18 protein-coding genes are annotated in these 17,367 nt (G+C 69.4%); 12 read left to right on the forward strand and 6 right to left on the reverse strand.

Going from position 1 to position 17,367, the window contains the following annotated elements; translation table 11 throughout:
• Positions 1 to 10: 10 nt before the first annotated feature.
• Both QQX04_RS09870 and QQX04_RS09875 read right to left on the reverse strand, forming a co-directional pair.
• Positions 11 to 1,093: a flavin-containing monooxygenase gene (locus QQX04_RS09870; RefSeq protein ID WP_301128691.1), complete on the reverse strand. Its 1,083-nt coding sequence runs from the start codon at positions 1,091 to 1,093 to the stop codon at positions 11 to 13.
• Between the two features lie 3 nt (positions 1,094 to 1,096).
• A complete protein-coding gene (locus tag QQX04_RS09875; protein ID WP_301128692.1) occupies positions 1,097 to 1,555 on the reverse strand; it encodes a MarR family winged helix-turn-helix transcriptional regulator in 459 nt (152 codons plus the stop codon).
• A 65-nt stretch (positions 1,556 to 1,620) separates the two neighbouring features.
• Here QQX04_RS09875 and QQX04_RS09880 point away from each other — a divergent pair, with 65 nt between their 5' ends.
• The 10 genes from QQX04_RS09880 to QQX04_RS09925 all read left to right on the forward strand — a co-directional run bounded on the left by QQX04_RS09880 (position 1,621) and on the right by QQX04_RS09925 (position 10,202).
• On the forward strand, positions 1,621 to 2,265 hold the full coding sequence (locus QQX04_RS09880) for a class I SAM-dependent methyltransferase (protein ID WP_301128694.1): 645 nt from the start codon (positions 1,621 to 1,623) through the stop codon (positions 2,263 to 2,265).
• Between the two features lie 95 nt (positions 2,266 to 2,360).
• A complete protein-coding gene (locus QQX04_RS09885) occupies positions 2,361 to 2,510 on the forward strand; it encodes a hypothetical protein (protein WP_301128695.1) in 150 nt (49 codons plus the stop codon).
• A 37-nt stretch (positions 2,511 to 2,547) separates the two neighbouring features.
• A complete protein-coding gene (locus tag QQX04_RS09890; RefSeq protein ID WP_301128696.1) occupies positions 2,548 to 3,135 on the forward strand; it encodes a CDP-alcohol phosphatidyltransferase family protein in 588 nt (195 codons plus the stop codon).
• A gap of 33 nt (positions 3,136 to 3,168) precedes the next feature.
• Positions 3,169 to 3,594 carry an FHA domain-containing protein gene (locus QQX04_RS09895; protein ID WP_436968476.1) on the forward strand — a complete coding sequence of 142 codons (426 nt, stop codon included), beginning with the start codon at positions 3,169 to 3,171 and terminating at the stop codon, positions 3,592 to 3,594.
• A gap of 6 nt (positions 3,595 to 3,600) precedes the next feature.
• Positions 3,601 to 4,341, forward strand: a complete 741-nt coding sequence (ftsR, locus tag QQX04_RS09900) for a transcriptional regulator FtsR (protein WP_301128698.1) — start codon at positions 3,601 to 3,603, stop codon at positions 4,339 to 4,341.
• A 127-nt stretch (positions 4,342 to 4,468) separates the two neighbouring features.
• The gene (locus QQX04_RS09905; protein ID WP_301128700.1) at positions 4,469 to 5,047 is read left to right on the forward strand and encodes a MerR family transcriptional regulator; all 579 of its coding nucleotides are present in this window, start codon (positions 4,469 to 4,471) and stop codon (positions 5,045 to 5,047) included.
• Between the two features lie 122 nt (positions 5,048 to 5,169).
• Positions 5,170 to 8,625 (forward strand): pyruvate carboxylase, encoded by a 3,456-nt coding sequence (locus QQX04_RS09910; RefSeq protein ID WP_301128702.1) that lies wholly within the window; start codon positions 5,170 to 5,172, stop codon positions 8,623 to 8,625.
• 93 nt (positions 8,626 to 8,718) lie between these two features.
• Positions 8,719 to 9,216 carry a flavodoxin domain-containing protein gene (locus QQX04_RS09915; RefSeq protein WP_301128703.1) on the forward strand — a complete coding sequence of 166 codons (498 nt, stop codon included), beginning with the start codon at positions 8,719 to 8,721 and terminating at the stop codon, positions 9,214 to 9,216.
• A 123-nt stretch (positions 9,217 to 9,339) separates the two neighbouring features.
• The gene (locus QQX04_RS09920; protein ID WP_301128705.1) at positions 9,340 to 9,684 is read left to right on the forward strand and encodes a hypothetical protein; all 345 of its coding nucleotides are present in this window, start codon (positions 9,340 to 9,342) and stop codon (positions 9,682 to 9,684) included.
• 83 nt (positions 9,685 to 9,767) lie between these two features.
• Positions 9,768 to 10,202, forward strand: coding sequence for a DUF4190 domain-containing protein (locus tag QQX04_RS09925; protein ID WP_301128707.1), 435 nt, complete (start codon positions 9,768 to 9,770; stop codon positions 10,200 to 10,202).
• Between the two features lie 106 nt (positions 10,203 to 10,308).
• Here QQX04_RS09925 and QQX04_RS09930 read toward each other — a convergent pair whose 3' ends face one another.
• Positions 10,309 to 10,830, reverse strand: coding sequence for a MarR family winged helix-turn-helix transcriptional regulator (locus QQX04_RS09930; RefSeq protein ID WP_301128709.1), 522 nt, complete (start codon positions 10,828 to 10,830; stop codon positions 10,309 to 10,311).
• Positions 10,831 to 10,913: 83 nt separating this feature from the next.
• Between QQX04_RS09930 and QQX04_RS09935 the strand changes: the two genes are divergently transcribed.
• Positions 10,914 to 11,819, forward strand: a complete 906-nt coding sequence (locus QQX04_RS09935; protein ID WP_301128711.1) for an EamA family transporter — start codon at positions 10,914 to 10,916, stop codon at positions 11,817 to 11,819.
• Positions 11,820 to 11,876: 57 nt separating this feature from the next.
• Positions 11,877 to 12,212: an RNA polymerase-binding protein RbpA gene (locus QQX04_RS09940; protein ID WP_301128713.1), complete on the forward strand. Its 336-nt coding sequence runs from the start codon at positions 11,877 to 11,879 to the stop codon at positions 12,210 to 12,212.
• Between the two features lie 108 nt (positions 12,213 to 12,320).
• Here the strand turns inward: QQX04_RS09940 and QQX04_RS09945 are convergent, their stop codons facing one another.
• The 3 genes from QQX04_RS09945 to QQX04_RS09955 are packed head-to-tail and all read right to left on the reverse strand — an operon-like array spanning position 12,321 to position 17,365.
• Positions 12,321 to 13,073 carry a polyprenol monophosphomannose synthase gene (locus tag QQX04_RS09945; protein ID WP_301128715.1) on the reverse strand — a complete coding sequence of 251 codons (753 nt, stop codon included), beginning with the start codon at positions 13,071 to 13,073 and terminating at the stop codon, positions 12,321 to 12,323.
• On the reverse strand, positions 13,067 to 14,605 hold the full coding sequence (lnt, locus tag QQX04_RS09950; protein WP_301128717.1) for an apolipoprotein N-acyltransferase: 1,539 nt from the start codon (positions 14,603 to 14,605) through the stop codon (positions 13,067 to 13,069). The genes QQX04_RS09945 and lnt overlap by 7 nt, the downstream gene beginning before the upstream one ends.
• 27 nt (positions 14,606 to 14,632) lie before the next feature.
• A complete protein-coding gene (locus QQX04_RS09955) occupies positions 14,633 to 17,365 on the reverse strand; it encodes a DEAD/DEAH box helicase (RefSeq protein WP_301128719.1) in 2,733 nt (910 codons plus the stop codon).
• Between the last annotated feature and the right edge of the window lie 2 nt (positions 17,366 to 17,367).

Genomic DNA, 17,367 nt, shown 5'->3' on the forward strand with positions numbered 1-17,367 from the left:
GCGGAACCCCTCAGACCGGCCACGGTTCGGTGCCGTCAAGGAAGGCGGAGACGCGCCAGGCCGTCCTTCTCGCCGCCCGCGCCGCGGAGATCGTCGACGCCTGACCGCCGTACCCCGCGAGCAGCAGTCCCGGGACCTTCACCACCCTGCTGTCGTCGACCTTCACGCCGCCTCCCGGCTCGCGGATCCCCAGCGGCTCAAGGTGATCGAGGGCGGGGGAGAAGCCGAGCGCCCAGATCACCGCATCGGCCTGCCACACGGTGCCGTCCTGCTCCTGGAACCCGTCCGCCACTGCTCGCCGAGGCATGGGTGTCGCGTGGAGCAGCCCCTTGGCACGCAGCCGTCGTACAGGAGGCGTCGAGGGGATGCCCGTGCTCGCCACGATCGAGGGAAGCGGCTCGCCTGCACGCGCAGCCGTGTCCTGGGCCGCGACGGCCGCGCGCCCCCGGTTGAGGCCCAGCTCCGACGTGGTGTCCTCGAAGATCCTCGGAGGGCGGCGCGTGTACCACCGCACGCCAGCCGCGACGGTGGACACCTCGTCCAGGAAGCCGATCGCGGAGAGTCCGCCACCGACGACCGCGACCCGCAGCCCCGCGAAGCGCGCCGCTCCTGGGTAGGACGGGGTGTCGACCTGCAGGCCCGCGAAGTCATCCACTCCCGGGAGGTCGGGCGTTCGGGGTCGCGTCCAGGTGCCCGTGGCGCTCACCACGACTGGCGCCTCGAGGCGAGGGACGACGCTGCCCGGCGCTGTCTCAAGCGTGAAGAACCCGCCGGACCTGCTGACGCTGTCGACGCGCGCCGGGCGCGCGACGGCCAGGTCGTACGCGGCCTCGTAGGCGCTCATGATCTCCGCCACCACCTCGCGCGCGGGCCGTCCAGCCGCGGCGTCGGAGAAGCTCAGACCCGCCTCGCGCATCCCAGGCAGATCCGCAAGGGCGTGGGTGCGGCCCAAGGTGAGCGAAGGCCATCGATGCTGCCACGCGCCTCCCGCGCCAGGCCCAGCGTCCAGCACTGTCAGCCGTGCGCCGAGGTGCCGCAGGTGATACGCGACGGCCAGACCGGCCTGTCCGGCGCCGATGACGGCGACGTCCACGCGTCAAGCGGTCGGATCGGTAGCCATCACCACGCGCATCAGCGTGGTGGCGAACTGCGGCGCGATGTCGGGGGTGATGCGCGAGGTGTAGGCCTCACGGACGGCGTTGGCGAAGACGAGCAGCGCCGGCTCGAGCACCTGGCTGCCCTCCGGCGTGAGCCCTACCCACGTGCCGCGGAGATCCTCCTCGCACACCACGCGCTCCACCAGCCCACGGCGCTCCATCCGCGAGACCTGGTGGGAGATGCGGGACTTCTCCCACATGAGCATCTCGCCGAGCGAGCCCACTCGCACACGCTGGTTCTCCGCGGTGGACAGGGCGTGAAGGATCTCGAAGTCGGCCGCCGAGATGCCGGCATCGGCCTGGAGCCGCTGCTCGACGCGATTCCACAGCTGACGAGACATCAGCGCGAAGGATCTCCACAGCGCCCATTCGCGCTCGTCAAGCGGCATCTCGGTCATACCTCCAGAGTAGCGAGGCCCAACCGGGACCTCTCGCCGCGGCGCGCCGGGCCTAGGGTGGGGCCGTGGACCATCCTGACGACTTCCGGCTGCCAGCTCCAGACCACGAGCGGCGCGAGTTCTGGAACGCCCGCTACGCGGCGGGTGCCGCGTGGTCCGGACACGTGAACCCCGCGCTCGAGCAGGTCGCCTCAGCGCTCGAGCCTGGCACCGCGCTCGACCTGGGATGCGGCGAGGGCGGAGATGTTCTCTGGCTTGCAGAGCACGGGTGGAGTGCGACAGGCATCGACGGCGCCGCTCCCGCGCTCGCCCGCGCACGGGAGGAGGCATCTCGGCGCTCGGTCGGCTCGCGCGCCACGTTCGTCGAAGCGGACCTCTCCCAGTGGTGGCCCGAGCTGCGCTGGGACCTCGTGACGTGCCACTACCTGCATGAGGCGGCCGCGTTGAGGGAGTCCGTGCTCCGCGCGGCAGCCGGCGCCGTGGCCCCGGGCGGCACCTTGCTGGTCGTCGGTCACCACCCTGACGAGCCGGAGGCGCTGCAGGGACCGCATCGCGACCAGCGATTCACCGCCGAAGCACTCGCGGGATCGCTCCAGCTCGGTGACGGTTGGGCGGTGCGCGCAGCCTCGCGACCTCGCACCTCGGTCAGGGAAGGTCGGACGGTGGAGCGGCTCGACGCCGTGCTGATCGCCGAGGCCCCGGCGCCCTGAGCCTCATGTGCGCTGCGGTCGCGCCTCGGCACGGCCTCGCGGCTACGCTGGAGGTGCGGACACCGCGGTCCGCCCACTGCGAAGGGAGAGCTGTCATGGACGGCAACGCGACCGACACCCGTCGTTACACCTACGAGCAGATCCGGGCGAAGGAGATCGCCCGCGGCGCCACCGAGGACGAGGCCGCGAAGGTCGCGGCGGAGACCGTGGACAAGGTCATGGCCGAGAAGGGTCTCAAGGACTGACACCTCCAACGACGAGGCACGTCTAGACTCGTGCGGCGTGGAGACCTCTCGCGCCATCTGGACCATTCCGAACCTCATCAGCGTGGTTCGGATCGTCCTCGTCGCGGTCTTCGGTGCGCTTCTCGTCGCCGAGCAGGACGGGTGGGCCATCGTCGTGCTGGCGGCTGCCGGGGTCTCGGACTTCCTTGACGGGTTCCTGGCGCGGCGCTGGGGCCAGGTCACGCAGCTCGGCCGGATCCTCGATCCCACTGCCGACAGGCTCCTGACGATCGTGGTCGTGCTCGGGCTGCTCGCGCGCGACATCATCCCGTGGTGGCTCGTGCTGGTGCTGCTCGCGCGCGACGTGATGGTCGGGGTCGTGCTGCTCTACGGCTGGTCCAAGCGCGTGAGGTCGCCGCACGTCACCTATGTGGGCAAGGCCGCGACCGCCGCGCTGTACGTGTTCTTCCCGCTCGCCTACGTCTCCTTCGAGCGGGTGGATGTGCTCCACACCATCGCGATCGTCGGTGCCAGCCTCGCAGCGGTGGTGTACTGGTGGGCCGGCGTGGGCTATGTCCGCGATGTGCTCTCGCGGGTGGCGGACAGCGCGCGCGCCGCAGAGGAGAGCGACGCCTCACCCGCCTAGAATGCAAGTGCCCCCTCGATGCCTGGAGAGACCATGACCTACGACGAGAGCCCCGTCGAGCGCACCATGTCGCTCGGCTCGGGCGTCCCTGCCAGCGATGACACCGGCCCCTACCGTCTCTCGCCGCAGGACCAGGCGGCGGTCGACGCGCTCGCCGACGACCACGCGCTGCTGATCGTGCACCACGGACCGAACGCCGGCGCGCGCTTCCTGCTGGACGTGGACGTCACGACCGCTGGTCGATCCGTCTCGGGCGACATCTTCCTCGATGACGTCACCGTGAGCCGCGAGCACGCCCAGTTCGTGCGGCAGGGCACCGCCTTCACCGTGAAGGACTCCGGTTCGCTCAACGGCACCTACGTCAACCGGGAGCCCGTCGCCGAGGCGGAGCTGCACGAGGGCGACGAGGTGCAGATCGGCAAGTACCGGCTCACGTTCTACCCGGGACGTCGCGCGTAGGTCTCGATGCCCTTCGCCGCTCACGCCGCCTCCTCGCCGGAGCCTCGCGCGCGCCAAGGCGCTGACGCGCGGGCCGCGGAGGGGACGTGGCCCCATCAGCTGTCGCACGAGCCGCTGCTGCGCGTCTCTGATGTCCTGAGGCTCGTCCAGCCGGAGTTCCCCACGCTCACGCCGTCGAAGCTCCGCTTCCTCGACTCGCACGGGCTCGTGTCTCCGGTGCGCACGCCGTCCGGGTATCGGCAGTACTCGCCCGCAGACGTGGAACGTGTGCGTTTCGTGCTGCGCCAACAGCGCGATCACTACCGCCCGCTCGCGGTGATCGCCGAGCGTCTCGAGGCGCTCGATGCTGGAACCATGCATGAGGCGGTGAGCCCGCGACCCACGGAGGACGCGACACCCGCCTACCTCGACCGGGATCAGCTCGCGCGTGCCGCTGGCGTGGACCGCTCGGTGGTCGACGCGTGCGCGGACTCGGGGCTCCTCGGACAGGAGTCCACCTCGGGGTTCGAGTCCGAGGGCGTGCACGCGATCGTGGCGGCGCGTGGCTACCTCGAGGCCGGGGGAGATGTGCGCACCCTGCGCGCGCTCGTGCGAGCCGCCGACAGGGAGGCTGAGCTCGCGCATGCGGTCGCCGGTCCGCGCAGGGCCAGGGGAGACGCCGAAGGCGCGGAAGGCGCGGCTACTGCGATGGCTGACGCCTCAGTCGCGCTCTTCGCGGCCGCGCTGCGCCGCGCCTCACTGTCCTAGAGGCGACGGGCCGCGTGGCTCCGGTCGTGGCGGCGCGACACGCGGTACCGTGAAACCAGGATGTCGCGGGTTCAGGGGCCATGTACCTCTAACCTTGAACCACAGGTTGAAGCTCTGGGGAGGAACGATGGCAGAGGAAGACGAGAAGCGGGTTCCCGTCATCGTGGATCAGGGCGTGCTGTTCGCTGACGGCATCGCCGACCTGGACGAGAACGCGGGCTACCGCGGTCCCATCGCATGCAAGGCGGCCGGCATCACGTATCGCCAGCTCGACTACTGGGCCCGGACGGGCCTCGTGGAGCCGACGGTGCGGTCGGCGACCGGCTCCGGGACCCAGCGCCTCTACGGCTTCCGAGACATCCTCGTGCTGCGCGTCGTCAAGCGACTGCTCGACTCGGGTGTCTCGCTGCAGCAGATCAGGCTCGCGGTGCAGCACCTGCGTGACCGCGGTGTCGAGGACCTCAGCCGCATCACCCTCATGTCCGACGGAGCCTCGGTGTACGAGTGCACCTCCGATGACGAGGTGATCGACCTGGTCCAGGGCGGCCAGGGCGTGTTCGGCATCGCGCTCGGCAAGGTCTGGCGCGAGCTGGAGGGTTCGCTGTCCGCGCTGCCGACCGACCGGGGCGAGCCCGGACCGCAGGCCGATCCCGGAGTGGTCGACGAGCTCGCCGCACGTCGCGCCCGCCACAGTCAGGTCGGCTGACAGACCCCGCTTTCGTACTTTCTCGCCACTCCTGGGCCCTAAGGCCCAGGAGTTCGCGTATCCGGGGTGCTTCACCTACTCTGCAAACCTGGCAAGATAAAGACATCGTCGAAGGGAAGTCAATGTTCTCCAAGGTGCTTGTCGCCAATCGAGCCGAGATCGCCGTGCGCGCCTTCCGCGCCGCCTATGAGCTCGGCTCCAGCTTCGTCGCAGTGTTCCCGCACGAGGATCGGATGTCGGAACACCGCCTGAAGGCCGACGAGGCGTACCAGATCGGCACACCGGGAGAGCCTGTGAAGGCCTACCTGGACATCGACGAGATCCTGCGGGTCGCGAAGCACTCGGGCTCCGACGCGATCTACCCGGGCTACGGCTTCCTTTCGGAGAACGTCGAGTTCGCCCGCCGGGTGCGCGAGGCCGGTCTCACCTTCATCGGCCCGCCGCCCGAGGTGCTGGAGAAGGCCGGCGACAAGGTCGCGGCCCTCAAGGCTGCGCGCGAGGCAGGCGTGCCTGTCCTCCGTTCCTCGGAGCCCTCGAAGGACACCGAATGGCTCGTGGAGGAGGCCGACAAGATCGGCTTCCCGATCTTCGTCAAGGCCGTCGCCGGCGGTGGCGGCCGCGGCATGCGGCGCGTCGAGACGCGCGACCAGCTGCCCGAGGCCCTCGCCTCCGCGATGCGTGAGGCGCAGAACGCGTTCGGCGACCCCACCGTCTTCCTCGAGCAGGCCGTGCTCGGCCCGCGTCACATCGAGGTGCAGATCCTCGCCGACGGCGAGGGCAACGTCGTCCACCTGTTCGAGCGCGACTGCTCGGTCCAGCGCCGCCACCAGAAGGTCGTGGAGATCGCTCCTGCGCCCAACCTGGACCCTGCGATCCGCGACGCCCTGTGCGCGGACGCCGTGAAGTTCGCCAAGTCCCTGGGCTACGTGAACGCCGGAACCGTCGAGTTCCTCGTCGCCACCGAGGGTGAGCGTGCCGGTGAGCACGTGTTCATCGAGATGAACCCCCGCATCCAGGTCGAGCACACGGTGACCGAGGAGGTCACCGACGTGGACCTCGTGAGCGCTCAGATGCGCATCGCGTCGGGCGAGACGCTCGAGCAGATCGGCATCCGCCAGGACAACATCGAGGTCCGCGGCTACGCGATCCAGACCCGCATCACCACCGAGGACCCCACCAACGGCTTCCTCCCCGACACGGGTCGCATCATCGCGTACCGCTCGCCGGGCGGCGCCGGCGTCCGTCTTGACGGCGCGACCGGTATGGCCGGCAACCGGATCCTCGGTCACTTCGACTCGATGCTGGTGAAGCTCATCTGCCGCGGGCACGACTTCGACACCGCGGCACGTCGCGCCTCGCGCGCGCTCGCCGAGTTCCGCATCCGTGGAGTCACCAACAACATCCGCTTCCTGCGCGCGGTCCTGGACGACCCGGACTTCCGCAAGGGCGGCGTGACCACCGCCTTCATCGACCAGCGCCCGTACCTGCTCGACGTGGGTGAGGACAAGGCGCGCTCGACGAAGGTGCTGCAGTTCCTCGGCCACGTCTCCGTGAACAAGCCCAACGGTGAGCACGGCGAGAAGGTCCTGCGTCCGGCCGACAAGCTGCCCGCGATCGACCTCGACGTCGAGCCGCCGGCCGGCACGCGTCAGCTGCTGCTCGAGAAGGGCCCGGAGGGCTTCGCGAAGCACCTCCGCGACCAGACCGCGCTCGCCGTCACCGAGACCACGATGCGTGACGCGCACCAGTCGCTGCTCGCGACGCGCGTGCGCACGTTCGACCTTCTGGCTGCGGCCGGTCACACCGCGCGCATGACCCCGAACCTGTTCTCGGTCGAGTGCTGGGGCGGAGCGACGTACGACGTCTCCATGCGGTTCCTCTCGGAGGACCCGTGGCTGCGGCTGGCGCGTCTGCGCGAGGCCATGCCGAACATCGCCCTGCAGATGCTCCTGCGTGGTCGCAACACCGTCGGGTACACGCCGTACCCGGACGAGGTGGCGCACGCCTTCGTGGAGGAGGCGACCGAGACCGGCATCGACATCTTCCGCATCTTCGACGCCCTCAACGACGTCGACCAGATGCGTCCCGCCATCGAGGCTGTGCGGGGCACCGGTCAGGCCGTCGCCGAGGCGACCCTCTGCTACACGTCCAACATGATCGACCCGGACGAGAAGCTCTACACGCTCGACTACTACCTGAAGCTCGCGGACGAGCTAGTCGAGGCAGGCGCGCACATCCTCGCCATCAAGGACATGGCCGGGCTGCTGCGCCCCGCAGCGGCCTACATGCTCGTGTCGGCGCTGCGCGAGCGGTTCGACCTTCCTGTGCACCTGCACACCCACGACACCGCGGGCGGCCAGCTCGGCACGCTCCTCGCAGCGGCCGAGGCCGGCGTGGACGCGGTGGATGTGGCGAACGCGGCGATGGCGGGGACCACCTCGCAGCCGCCGATGTCGGCCCTCGTCGCAGCGCTCGAGCACACCACCCGTGACACGGGCCTGTCGCTGTCCGCAGCCCAGGATCTCGAGCCCTACTGGGAGTCGGTGCGCCGCCTGTACGCGCCGTTCGAGTCGGGCCTGCCGGGGCCGACGGGCCGCGTGTACCGCCACGAGATCCCCGGTGGTCAGCTGTCGAACCTGCGTCAGCAGGCCATCTCGCTCGGACTCGCTGACCGCTTCGAGGCGATCGAGGACATGTACGCCGCCGCGGACCGCATCCTGGGCCACCTGGTGAAGGTGACGCCGTCGTCGAAGGTGGTGGGCGATCTCGCGCTCCACCTCGTCGCGAACGACGCCGACCCCAAGGACTTCGCGGAGAACCCCGACAAGTACGACGTGCCGGACTCCGTCATCGGATTCCTGCGCGGCGAGCTGGGCGACCCGCCTGGCGGCTGGCCGGAGCCGTTCCGCACCAAGGCGCTCGAGGGCCGTGCGGACAAGAAGCCGACCGCGGAGCTCACCGAGGAGGACCGCGCACTGCTGCGGTACTCAGGAGCCGACCGTCAGCGTCGTCTGAACCACCTGCTGTTCCCCGGACCGGCCAAGGAGTTCGACGAGGCGATCGACAAGTACGGCGACATCTCCGTCATCGACACGTACCACTACCTCTACGGACTCACCGTGGGCTCCGGCGAGGAGGCGAACGTCGACATCGCTCCTGGTGTCCGCATGATCGTCGCTCTCGAGGCGCTCGGCGAGCCGGACGAGCACGGCGAGCGGACCGCGATCTTCGCCTACAACGGCACCATGCGGCCCATCCAGATCCGCGATCTCTCGGTGAAGGTGGACATCGTGTCGCGCGAGCGTGCCGACAAGAACAACCCGGGTCACATCCCTGCACCCTTCACGGGCTCCGTCACGGCCTCCGTGGCCGCAGGGGACAAGGTCGCCGCCGGCCAGACGGTCGCCGTGATCGAGGCGATGAAGATGGAGTCGTCCATCACGACGCCCGTCGCAGGCACGGTCACCCGGCTCGCGGTCTCCGGCACGGAGGCGATGTCCGGAGGCGATCTCGTCGTGGTCATCGAGCCCTCGTCAGAAGGGGCGCCCGCGCAGGTCGAGGACGAGGCAGGGGAGTAGGGGACTGGTCCTCCAACCTCCGGGACCCTCGTCCCGCGCAGGTACCGGCACTTCGGTGCACGATGGAGCCAGACCCCGGAAGAAGGAGGAGCCATGAAGATCCTGGTCGCAGTAGGTTCCAAGTACGGTGCCACGCGCGAGATCGCCCAGGCGATCGCGGAGCAGATCGCCGAGCGTGGATTCGACGTCGACGTCGCGGATGCCTGCGATGTTCAGGGGCTCCACTTCTACGACGCCGTCATCCTCGGCTCCGCCGTGTACGGCGGACTCTGGCGTCGGGACGCCTCGTCGCTCCTGCGCCAGAACGTGGAGGAGCTCAAGGACAAGGACGTGTGGCTCTTCTCCGTCGGCATGGAGACCGTCGTCAAGCCCGGACAGCCCCTCGACGAGTCAGACGGCTTCGCCGGACTGGTGGGCGCTCACGAGCACGCACGCTTCCCGGGCGCCCTCGACTACGACAGGTTGAACGTGGGTGAGAAGGCGCTCATCACCGCGCTGAACCCGCCGCGCGGCGACTTCCGTGACTTCGAAGGCGTCAGGGACTGGACCTCGACGATCGTCCAGAAGCTCGAGGAGCTCGCCTTCGCCTGAGGGGCCACACCCATGTGGTGAATTCCGCATGCCAGACTCTCGCGTGTTCGTCCGAATCGGGCGTATTGTCTGCCATAACATCTCGCACAGCGGTAGTGAGCAGACGATCTGAGGGGGCGCTGGATGGGCAAGTGGATCTGGCGGATCCTCCTGGTCGCACTGATCGGAGCGGCGATCTACTACGTGCCTCGGCTCAACGCGCTCACGGCAGTCGAGATCGAGGCGGTCGAGGGCCACGACTATGAGCAGCAGATCACCGTCGTCTTCAACGACTGCACGCGCGACCACGACGTCGTGGTGGAGGAGACCTCCAGCCGCGTGACCCTCACGGCCAGGACCGAGTGGATGGGCCTGCTCTCGTGCACCTCGCGCACCGCCGAGGAGGTCATCACCCTCAGCGCGCCGCTCCAGAACCGCGAGCTGATGGACGGCCACACCCGCTCCCTGATCGACCTTCAAGAGCCCTGATCGACTCGGAGCGGCGGGGGAGAGGCTGGCCTCGCACGCGGTAGTCTGCGGACGTAGTTCGTACAGACACCAGGGGGAACACCATGACCGAGCCGACCTCTCAGGACCCGTTCGCCGCGCCGCCGCAGCCGGGTGCCGCGCAGCAGATGCCGGCGCAGCCCTACGCTCAGCAGCCCGTTCCTCAGGCGCCGTACGCCTACGGACAGGGCGGATATGTGACGCCCGCGCTCGGATACGTCGGCCAGAACCCCACCGAGAAGAACTGGATGGGGATCACGGCCCTCGCGCTGAGCCTCGCCGCTCTCGTCGCAGGCATCCTCGCCTCGATCCCTGCGGTGGTCTTCGGACACCTCGGACTCTCGGCAGTCAAGAAGGGCGAGGCGAACAACCGTGGCCTCGCGCTCGCCGGCGTGATCCTCGGCTACATCGGGATCGCTCTGACCGTGCTGTTCGTCATCGCCTACATCGCGTTCATCGGCTTCGCGATCAGCTCGACGTCGTCCGACGGGATGTTCTAGGACGCACTCGCCTTCGGGACGCGCCGCACATCCACCGGGGAGGGGCGCTCCTGGCCACGCGTGTCGGCGTTGCCGCCTACGTTGCGTTGAATTGACATAATGTGCATTATCGGCGCTGTGCAGGTGTGCGTGGAGTCGGCGGTTCGTCACGAAGCGCCACTCCAAGCGCCCTCAGTCCCGTGGTGAGCATCTCCCGGTCATCGTCGCTCAGCAGCTCGAGGATCCGGCGCTCATTCTCCAGGTGCACGGGATACGCCTCGAGGCATGCGGCGCGTCCTGCGTCCGTGAGCGTGACCCAGACGACGCGACCGTCGTCCTCGTCACGCGTGCGCGTCACGTAGCCGCGCTGCTCGAGCCTCCCGATGCGATGCGTCGTGGTTCCTGACGAGATCATCATCTGACGCTCCAGATCGCCCGCCGTCAACGCGTACGGTGCGCCCTGACGCGTCAGCGACGCGAGCACGTCGAACTCCCAGGACTGCAGGCCGAGCTCCTCGAAGACGCTGTCGATGCGCGCCTGGACGAGCTGCGCGAGCCGACTGAGGCGGCCGATGGTCGCCATGGGCGTCACGTCGATCTCGGGTGCCTCCGCGCGCCACTGCTCAACGAAGTGCTCCACGGCGTCCATGAGTCCTCCTGTGCCATCCGCAATTGTCTTGACATCAAGATATCACCCTGCTTATCTTGACATCAAGATAAATGGAGGTCCTCGTGTCCCCGACGCGCATGCTCGCCGCCACCGCCGGAGCGCCGCTCCTCTGGGGCACCACCTACCTCGCCACCGCGACGCTCCTGCCACCCGATCGACCGCTGACGGCTGCGGTGCTGCGCGCGCTGCCCGCCGGGCTCCTGATGCTCCTCCTCTCCCCCGCGCTGCCACGAGGCCGGTGGTGGTGGCGGTCAGCAGTGCTCGGAGCCGCGAACATCGCGTTCTTCTTCTCGCTGCTCTTCCTCTCCGCCTACAGGTTGCCTGGTGGAGTCGCCTCAACGCTCAGCGCCACGCATCCTCTGGTCGTCGCCGTCCTTGCCGCCGTCGTCCTCCACGAGGCGTGGACCCGCCGGCGGGCGACGGCAGCCCTCGTCGGACTGGCGGGCGTCGGGATGCTGGTGCTGGGACCCGACGTCGCACTGGACCCGATCGGCGCCCTCGCCGCGGTCGGGGCGGGAGCGTCCAGCGCTGTCGGCGTGGTGCTGGTCAAGCGCTGGGGACGCCCCACCGGGCTCGTCCCGTTCACCGCGTGGCAGCTCGTCTGGGGTGGCGCGCTGCTCGTTCCGGCCGCGCTGCTCATCGAAGGCCCACCGCCAGAGCTCACGGCCCCCGCGACTCTCGGATACCTCTGGCTGGCGATCCCGGGAACGCTCGTCGCGCACCTCCTCTGGTTCCGCGGCATCCAGGCGCTGCCGACCACGCAGGTCAGCGTGCTCGTCTTCCTCACGCCTCTGACGGCCGTCCTTCTCGGGTGGGCCGTTCTCGGCGAGAGCCTCACCGTCGTGCAGCTCGCGGGAGCCGCGACGGTCCTGGCATCCGTCGCCCTCTCCACCGCGCCGAGCCGCCGCGACTCTGCCACGATGGAGGTGTGCCCGTCACCGAGGGTCGCTCTGGAACAAAGCCCCTGAGGCGGACGTTCACGGGAGGAGCAGGCAACACCCCGCCTGCTGGAGAGGGAGGCTGACATGGCTGATCGAGCACTACGCGGAATGCGACTGGGAACCCAGTCGCTCGAGTCGATCGAGAACGCCGATCTCGCGGCACGCCGCGACGTCCACTACGACTGCCCCAACGGGCACATCCTGACCTTCCCGTTCTCCGTCGAGGCCGACGTGCCGCTGTCCTGGGAATGCCACTGCGGCGCCCTGGCGCTGCTGCGCGACGGCGACCAGCCGGAGGCCAAGGAGGAGAAGGCCGCCCGCACGCACTGGGACATGCTCCTGGAGCGTCGGACGATCCCGGAGCTCGAGGAGCTCCTCGAGGAGCGGCTCGAGTACCTCCGCAGCATGCGCGCCAGCTGACACGGCGCCACCGAGACGTTCGAGCGGCGTCCGCCTTCCACGGCGGCGCCGCTCGTTCCATGTCCGGACCCCTCACCGCGGGGATGGCTCGGCCCCAGGCAACCGCGCCTACGCGGCGGTGTCGCGCTCCCGCCGCTCTGCACCGGTCACCTGACGGAACCTGCGCGTGAATCCCCACGCAGTCGTCTTCATGAGCGCCTCACGGATGATCGCCCCGCTCATCTTGGAGGCACCCTGCGCCCGCTCCACGAACTCGATCGGCACCTCGACCACGGTCCCGCCGGCCTGCAGGACATGCCAGCACATGTCGATCTGGAAGCAGTAGCCCTGCGACTCGACCGAGTCGAGGTCGAGCCGTCGAAGCATGTCCGCGCTGTACGCACGGAAACCCGCCGTGGCGTCGCGCACCTTGATGCCCAGCGCGAGCCTCACATACGTGTTCGCCCCGGTGGAGAGCAGCTTGCGGTGGCGCGGCCAGTTCTTCACCGACCCTCCCGGCACCCAACGCGACCCGATGACCAGGTCGGCGTCGTCGGTACGCGCGAGCAGCGAAGGGAGCTCATGCGCCTGATGCGAGCCGTCGGCGTCCATCTCCACGAGCGTCTCGTAGCCGCGCTCGAGTCCCCACGCGAATCCGGCGCGATACGCGACCCCGAGACCCTGCTTACCCGGTCGGTGAAGCACGTGCACCTGCGCGTCGGACTCCGCCTTCTGGTCGGCCCACTCCCCCGTGCCGTCCGGCGACGAGTCGTCCACCACGAGGATGTCCACGTCCGGCGCGTGCTCGCGCACGCCTGCGATCTGCACCGGGAGCGACTCGAGCTCGTTGTAGGTGGGGATGATCACCAGGGTGCTCACCATTCGTACCTCTCCCTCAGCCTGCGCCCCATCGCGCTCACGGCGAGCACGCCTGCACCCGCCAGGAATCCCCATGCTATCCACCCGCCGAGCCTGACGGCGGGCGTGATGTCCGTTCGCAGGCCGACGGTGGCGAGCATGTGCTCGGCGGTGAACAGTCCCGTCTCCTGCACCACGCGCCCGGTGGGCGTGACGATGGCGGAGACGCCGACCGTGGAGTCCTGGATCGCGTAGCGCCCGGTCTCGATCGCCTTGATCCTCGTCATCTGGAGCTGCTGGGTGCTCTCGGCCGTATGGCCGAACGTGGCGTTGTTCGTCTGCACGATCAGCAGCTCACCGCCGAGCGCGATCGACTCGCGCACCACGTCGTCGACCGCGACCTCGAAGCAGATCACCGTGCCCAGAGTCACCACCCGACCCTGCGACTCAAGGTAGGCGTCCATCACGGCGGGATCCTCGCCCGCGAGCATGTCGACGCTCACCCTGTCGACATCCTCGGAGAACATGCGCGCGAAGTCGCGCATGGGGATGAACTCGGCGAACGGCACGGGTCGCTGCTTGGTGTACGTGTCGAGCACCGCTCCCTCGGGCGACCACAGCAGCGACGTGTTGTAGCGACCGTCCACCGGCGTGTAGTCGACGGTGCCGAGCAGGAGAGGCGCCTGCGCCTCCTGAGCCGCGTTCGTCACCAGGTCGTACGCCTCCTGGTCGCCGCGCGGGTCGATGTCGGCCGCGTTCTCCGGCCAGATCACGAGATCGATGTCGAAGCCCTGCTCCGCCGCCTCCTCGATCGCGAGCGTGGATTGCGCCGCGTGGTTGTGGAGCACCTCCCGTGCCTGGGAGAACGAGTCCAGGCCCCGGTCGGGGACGTTGCCCTGGACGACCGCGAGGTTGACCTCGCCGTCGGTGGCACGGGAGTCGAGCGGGATGAGGCCGCCGGCGAACACCACGACGATCGCCAATGCCGGTGCGGCAGCCGCGTGCACGGGACGACGCTGCACGCCCCGCTCCGCCGCGAGCCCCAGGAACGCGCCCGCGAGGGCGACGGCGAAGCCGACCAGCGGCACCCCGCCGAGCCACGCGAGCGCGGCGACGGGAGCGTCAGCCATCGAGAACGCGACACGGCCCCACGGGAACCCGTCGAAGGGAAGCACGGACCGGAGCTGCTCCATGCCGGTCCAGAGGACTGCGAAGAGCGCGGGTCCCGCAAGGAGGCTGTTGCCGATCAGCCCGCTGCGCCGCACATGCGCCCACACGGCGCCCATCAGGCCCCAGGCGAGTCCCTCCGCGATCGACAGGGCCGCCCAAGGGACCACGTCCGTCGCGATGTACGCCCACCACACGTGCGGGGCGAAGAAGGCGATCCCATACAGCCACCCGAGACCGAGGCCGCCCCACGCACCCACGTCGCGGAGGGCCCACCAGAGGCCTCCGATCGACACGAAGGCAAGCGGCCACCAGCCCAGATCAGGAAACGCGGCGGCGAGCACCAGGCCCGACACGACCGCGACGAGCATGTTCCACTGCGTCCTCACGAGGATCTAGCCTAAGGTCGGCTCGGATCAGTAGGCGACCACGCCTCGCCGCATCGCAGCGATCGCGGTGCGGGCACGATTGCGGACCGTCTCCGTCGGCGCGACGTCCGCGATCTGGTCGAGCCCGTCGATCACCTGCTTGGTCCAACGCACCATGTCGCCGGGCGCGATCTCCGAGCCCGACAGCACGGTGTCGAGCGACCTCCCCTGCGCCCAGCCGTGGATCGGCGAGACGATGCCCCACTCGGGCGCCGGCAGCTCGCCGAGCCGGTGAGCCTCCTGCAGGTCCGACACCCGGGACCACACGCGCACCGTCTCCTGAAGCGCGCGTCCGAGGGCACCATGCTGTCCGCCGGGGATCCGAGGCGGGCGCATCTCGTCGTCGCGCCGGCCGTTGTAGATCAGCGTGGAGACGGCCGCGGCCAGCGCGGGCGCCTGCAGGTCGTTCCAGACGCCCGTGCGGAGGCACTCCGCGATCACCAGGTCGTTCTCCGAATAGAGCGTGCGCATCATCTCCCCGGACTCCGACACCGTCCACGCCTCGCCCTCGCGCACCAGGTACCCGAGCTCGCCCAGGACGTCGCAGCGGCGGTCGAAGACACGGGCGATCGAGCCGGTGGCACGCTGAATCTCCCCGACCACCCTGTCCTTGTCGCGCAGCGTGCGGAAGTACCGCTCCGCCCAGCGGGCATGATCCTCTCGATCCGGGCAGGCGTGGCACGGGTGCCCTTGCATGCGCTGCCGCAGGCGCGTCATCTCCGCGTCCGGAGTGTGCGGGGCGGCGCCGTGCTTGCGGCGCGAGGGAAGGTCGAAGGTGGGCTTCGCCTCCTCGATCACCTGCGCGAGCTCACGCCTCTGCCGGGCGTTGCGGTGATCGAATCGCTTGGGGATCTTGACCGTGCCCACCACGTCGATGCCGTGGTGCAGCTCGGCGACCGCGAGCCTGAACTGGCGGCCCTCATCGGTCACCACGACCGGGCGCGGTGCGTCGGCCCGATCATCAGGCACGACCACCGCGGCCACCCCTGCGCGTCGGCCGCCGCCGACCTTCACCACATCGCCTCGCCGCAGGCCCGCGAGCGTCTCCGCCGTCGCCTCCCGGCGCTTGCGGCTCGCGGCCTTCGACTGACCCTTCTGGAGCCTGTTCAGATCGTGGCGCAGCCGTGCGTACTCCATGAAGTCGCCGCGGTCGCAGCTCACCGCGTCGCGGTACCCCTCAAGCGTGCGCTCGAGCTCCTGCGCCCGCCTCGCCTTGCCGACCACGCCCTGATCCGCCTGGAACTGGGCGAAGGACATCTCCAGCACCTCGCGTGCGCGCTCCGCGCCCACGGAGTGCACCAGGTTGACCGTCATGTTGTAGGTGGGCTGGAACGAGCTCATGAGGGGGTAGGTGCGCCGTGACGCGAGGCGTCCCAGCTGGCTGACGTCGAGACCCGGATGCTCGACCACGACCGCATGCCCCTCGACGTCGATGCCCCGCCGCCCGGCGCGGCCGGTGAGCTGCGTGTACTCCCCCGCCGTCAGATCCTTGTGCCCCTGCCCATCCCACTTCACGAGCTTCTCGAGGACGACGGAGCGCGCCGGCATGTTGATGCCGAGCGCGAGCGTCTCAGTCGCGTACACGACCTTGATCAGGCCCTTGCGGAACAGCTCCTCCACGACCTCCTTGAACAGCGGGATCATGCCGGCATGGTGCGCCGCGATCCCCGCCTCGAGGTGGTCGCGCCAGTGCAGGTAGCCCAGCGCCCCCAGATCCTCCGAGGGCACGCCAGCGCACCGTTCCTCGATGATCGCAGCGATCTCCTCGCGCTCCTCGTCGGTGGTGAGCGCAAGTCCCGAGGCCCGCACCTGGTCCACCGCGTCCTCGCAACCCGCACGCGAGAAGACGAACACGATCGCTGGCAGCAGACCCTGCCGGTCCAGCTGGTCGACCACCGCGAAGCGGGGCGGGCTCCGACGCGCGCGGCCGTGCCTTCCCCCGACCACGTGCTTCCCCCGCGGACCCTCATGATGCGCATGCCTGCGCAGGATCGCCTCGACCTCCGGGTTGATGCGCGGATTCGGTCCCGGCTCCTGCGCGTTGACCGTGGGCGCGTACAGGTCGAACATGCCCTCGCGGATCAGGACGTGGGGCCACAGCGGCACGGGGCGGTGCTCGCTCACGATCACCCGGGTATCGCCCCGCACCTCGGACAGCCAGGCGCCGAACTCCTCGGCGTTCGACACCGTTGCGGACAGCGCGACGATCGAGGTCATCTGATCCAGATGGATGATGACCTCCTCCCACACCGACCCACGGAACCGGTCGGCGAGGTAGTGGACCTCGTCCAGGACCACCACGCCGAGACGGTCGAGAGTGTGCGAGCCGGAGTAGATCATGTTCCTGACCACCTCGGTGGTCATGACGACGATGTCCGCCTCGGGGTTGATGCTGGTGTCGCCCGTGAGGAGGCCGACGGCGGACTCGCCATAGGCCGCGCGCAGGTCGTGGAACTTCTGGTTCGACAGCGCCTTGATGGGCGTCGTGTAGAAGGCCTTGAGCCCCTGCGCATGCGCGTGGCGGATCGCGTACTCGCCCACGACCGTCTTGCCTGCGCCGGTGGGCGCGGCGACGAGGACCGACCTTCCCTCGGCCACCGCAGCACACCCCTCGCGCTGGAACTGGTCGAGCGGGAAGGCGAGCGACTGCTCGAACTCGATCAGGTCTGGGTGGCGGTTCCTCTTACGAGAGGCCGCGTAGCGCTCCGCCGGGCTCGTCATGC

The organism is Demequina zhanjiangensis, from assembly GCF_030418315.1.
GTDB lineage: Bacteria > Actinomycetota > Actinomycetes > Actinomycetales > Demequinaceae > Demequina > Demequina zhanjiangensis.

Coding starts and splice junctions, on each gene's coding strand:
- QQX04_RS09905 (WP_301128700.1), top strand. CDS start 4,469: ATGGCAGAGGAAGACGAGAAGCGGGTTCCCGTCATCGTGGATCAGGGC.
- QQX04_RS09910 (WP_301128702.1), top strand. CDS start 5,170: ATGTTCTCCAAGGTGCTTGTCGCCAATCGAGCCGAGATCGCCGTGCGC.
- QQX04_RS09920 (WP_301128705.1), top strand. CDS start 9,340: ATGGGCAAGTGGATCTGGCGGATCCTCCTGGTCGCACTGATCGGAGCG.
- QQX04_RS09940 (WP_301128713.1), top strand. CDS start 11,877: ATGGCTGATCGAGCACTACGCGGAATGCGACTGGGAACCCAGTCGCTC.
- QQX04_RS09955 (WP_301128719.1), bottom strand. CDS start 17,365: ATGACGAGCCCGGCGGAGCGCTACGCGGCCTCTCGTAAGAGGAACCGC.
- ftsR (WP_301128698.1), top strand. CDS start 3,601: ATGCCCTTCGCCGCTCACGCCGCCTCCTCGCCGGAGCCTCGCGCGCGC.
- QQX04_RS09925 (WP_301128707.1), top strand. CDS start 9,768: ATGACCGAGCCGACCTCTCAGGACCCGTTCGCCGCGCCGCCGCAGCCG.
- QQX04_RS09945 (WP_301128715.1), bottom strand. CDS start 13,073: ATGGTGAGCACCCTGGTGATCATCCCCACCTACAACGAGCTCGAGTCG.
- QQX04_RS09895 (WP_436968476.1), top strand. CDS start 3,169: ATGACCTACGACGAGAGCCCCGTCGAGCGCACCATGTCGCTCGGCTCG.
- QQX04_RS09885 (WP_301128695.1), top strand. CDS start 2,361: ATGGACGGCAACGCGACCGACACCCGTCGTTACACCTACGAGCAGATC.
- QQX04_RS09915 (WP_301128703.1), top strand. CDS start 8,719: ATGAAGATCCTGGTCGCAGTAGGTTCCAAGTACGGTGCCACGCGCGAG.
- QQX04_RS09930 (WP_301128709.1), bottom strand. CDS start 10,830: ATGGACGCCGTGGAGCACTTCGTTGAGCAGTGGCGCGCGGAGGCACCC.
- QQX04_RS09875 (WP_301128692.1), bottom strand. CDS start 1,555: ATGACCGAGATGCCGCTTGACGAGCGCGAATGGGCGCTGTGGAGATCC.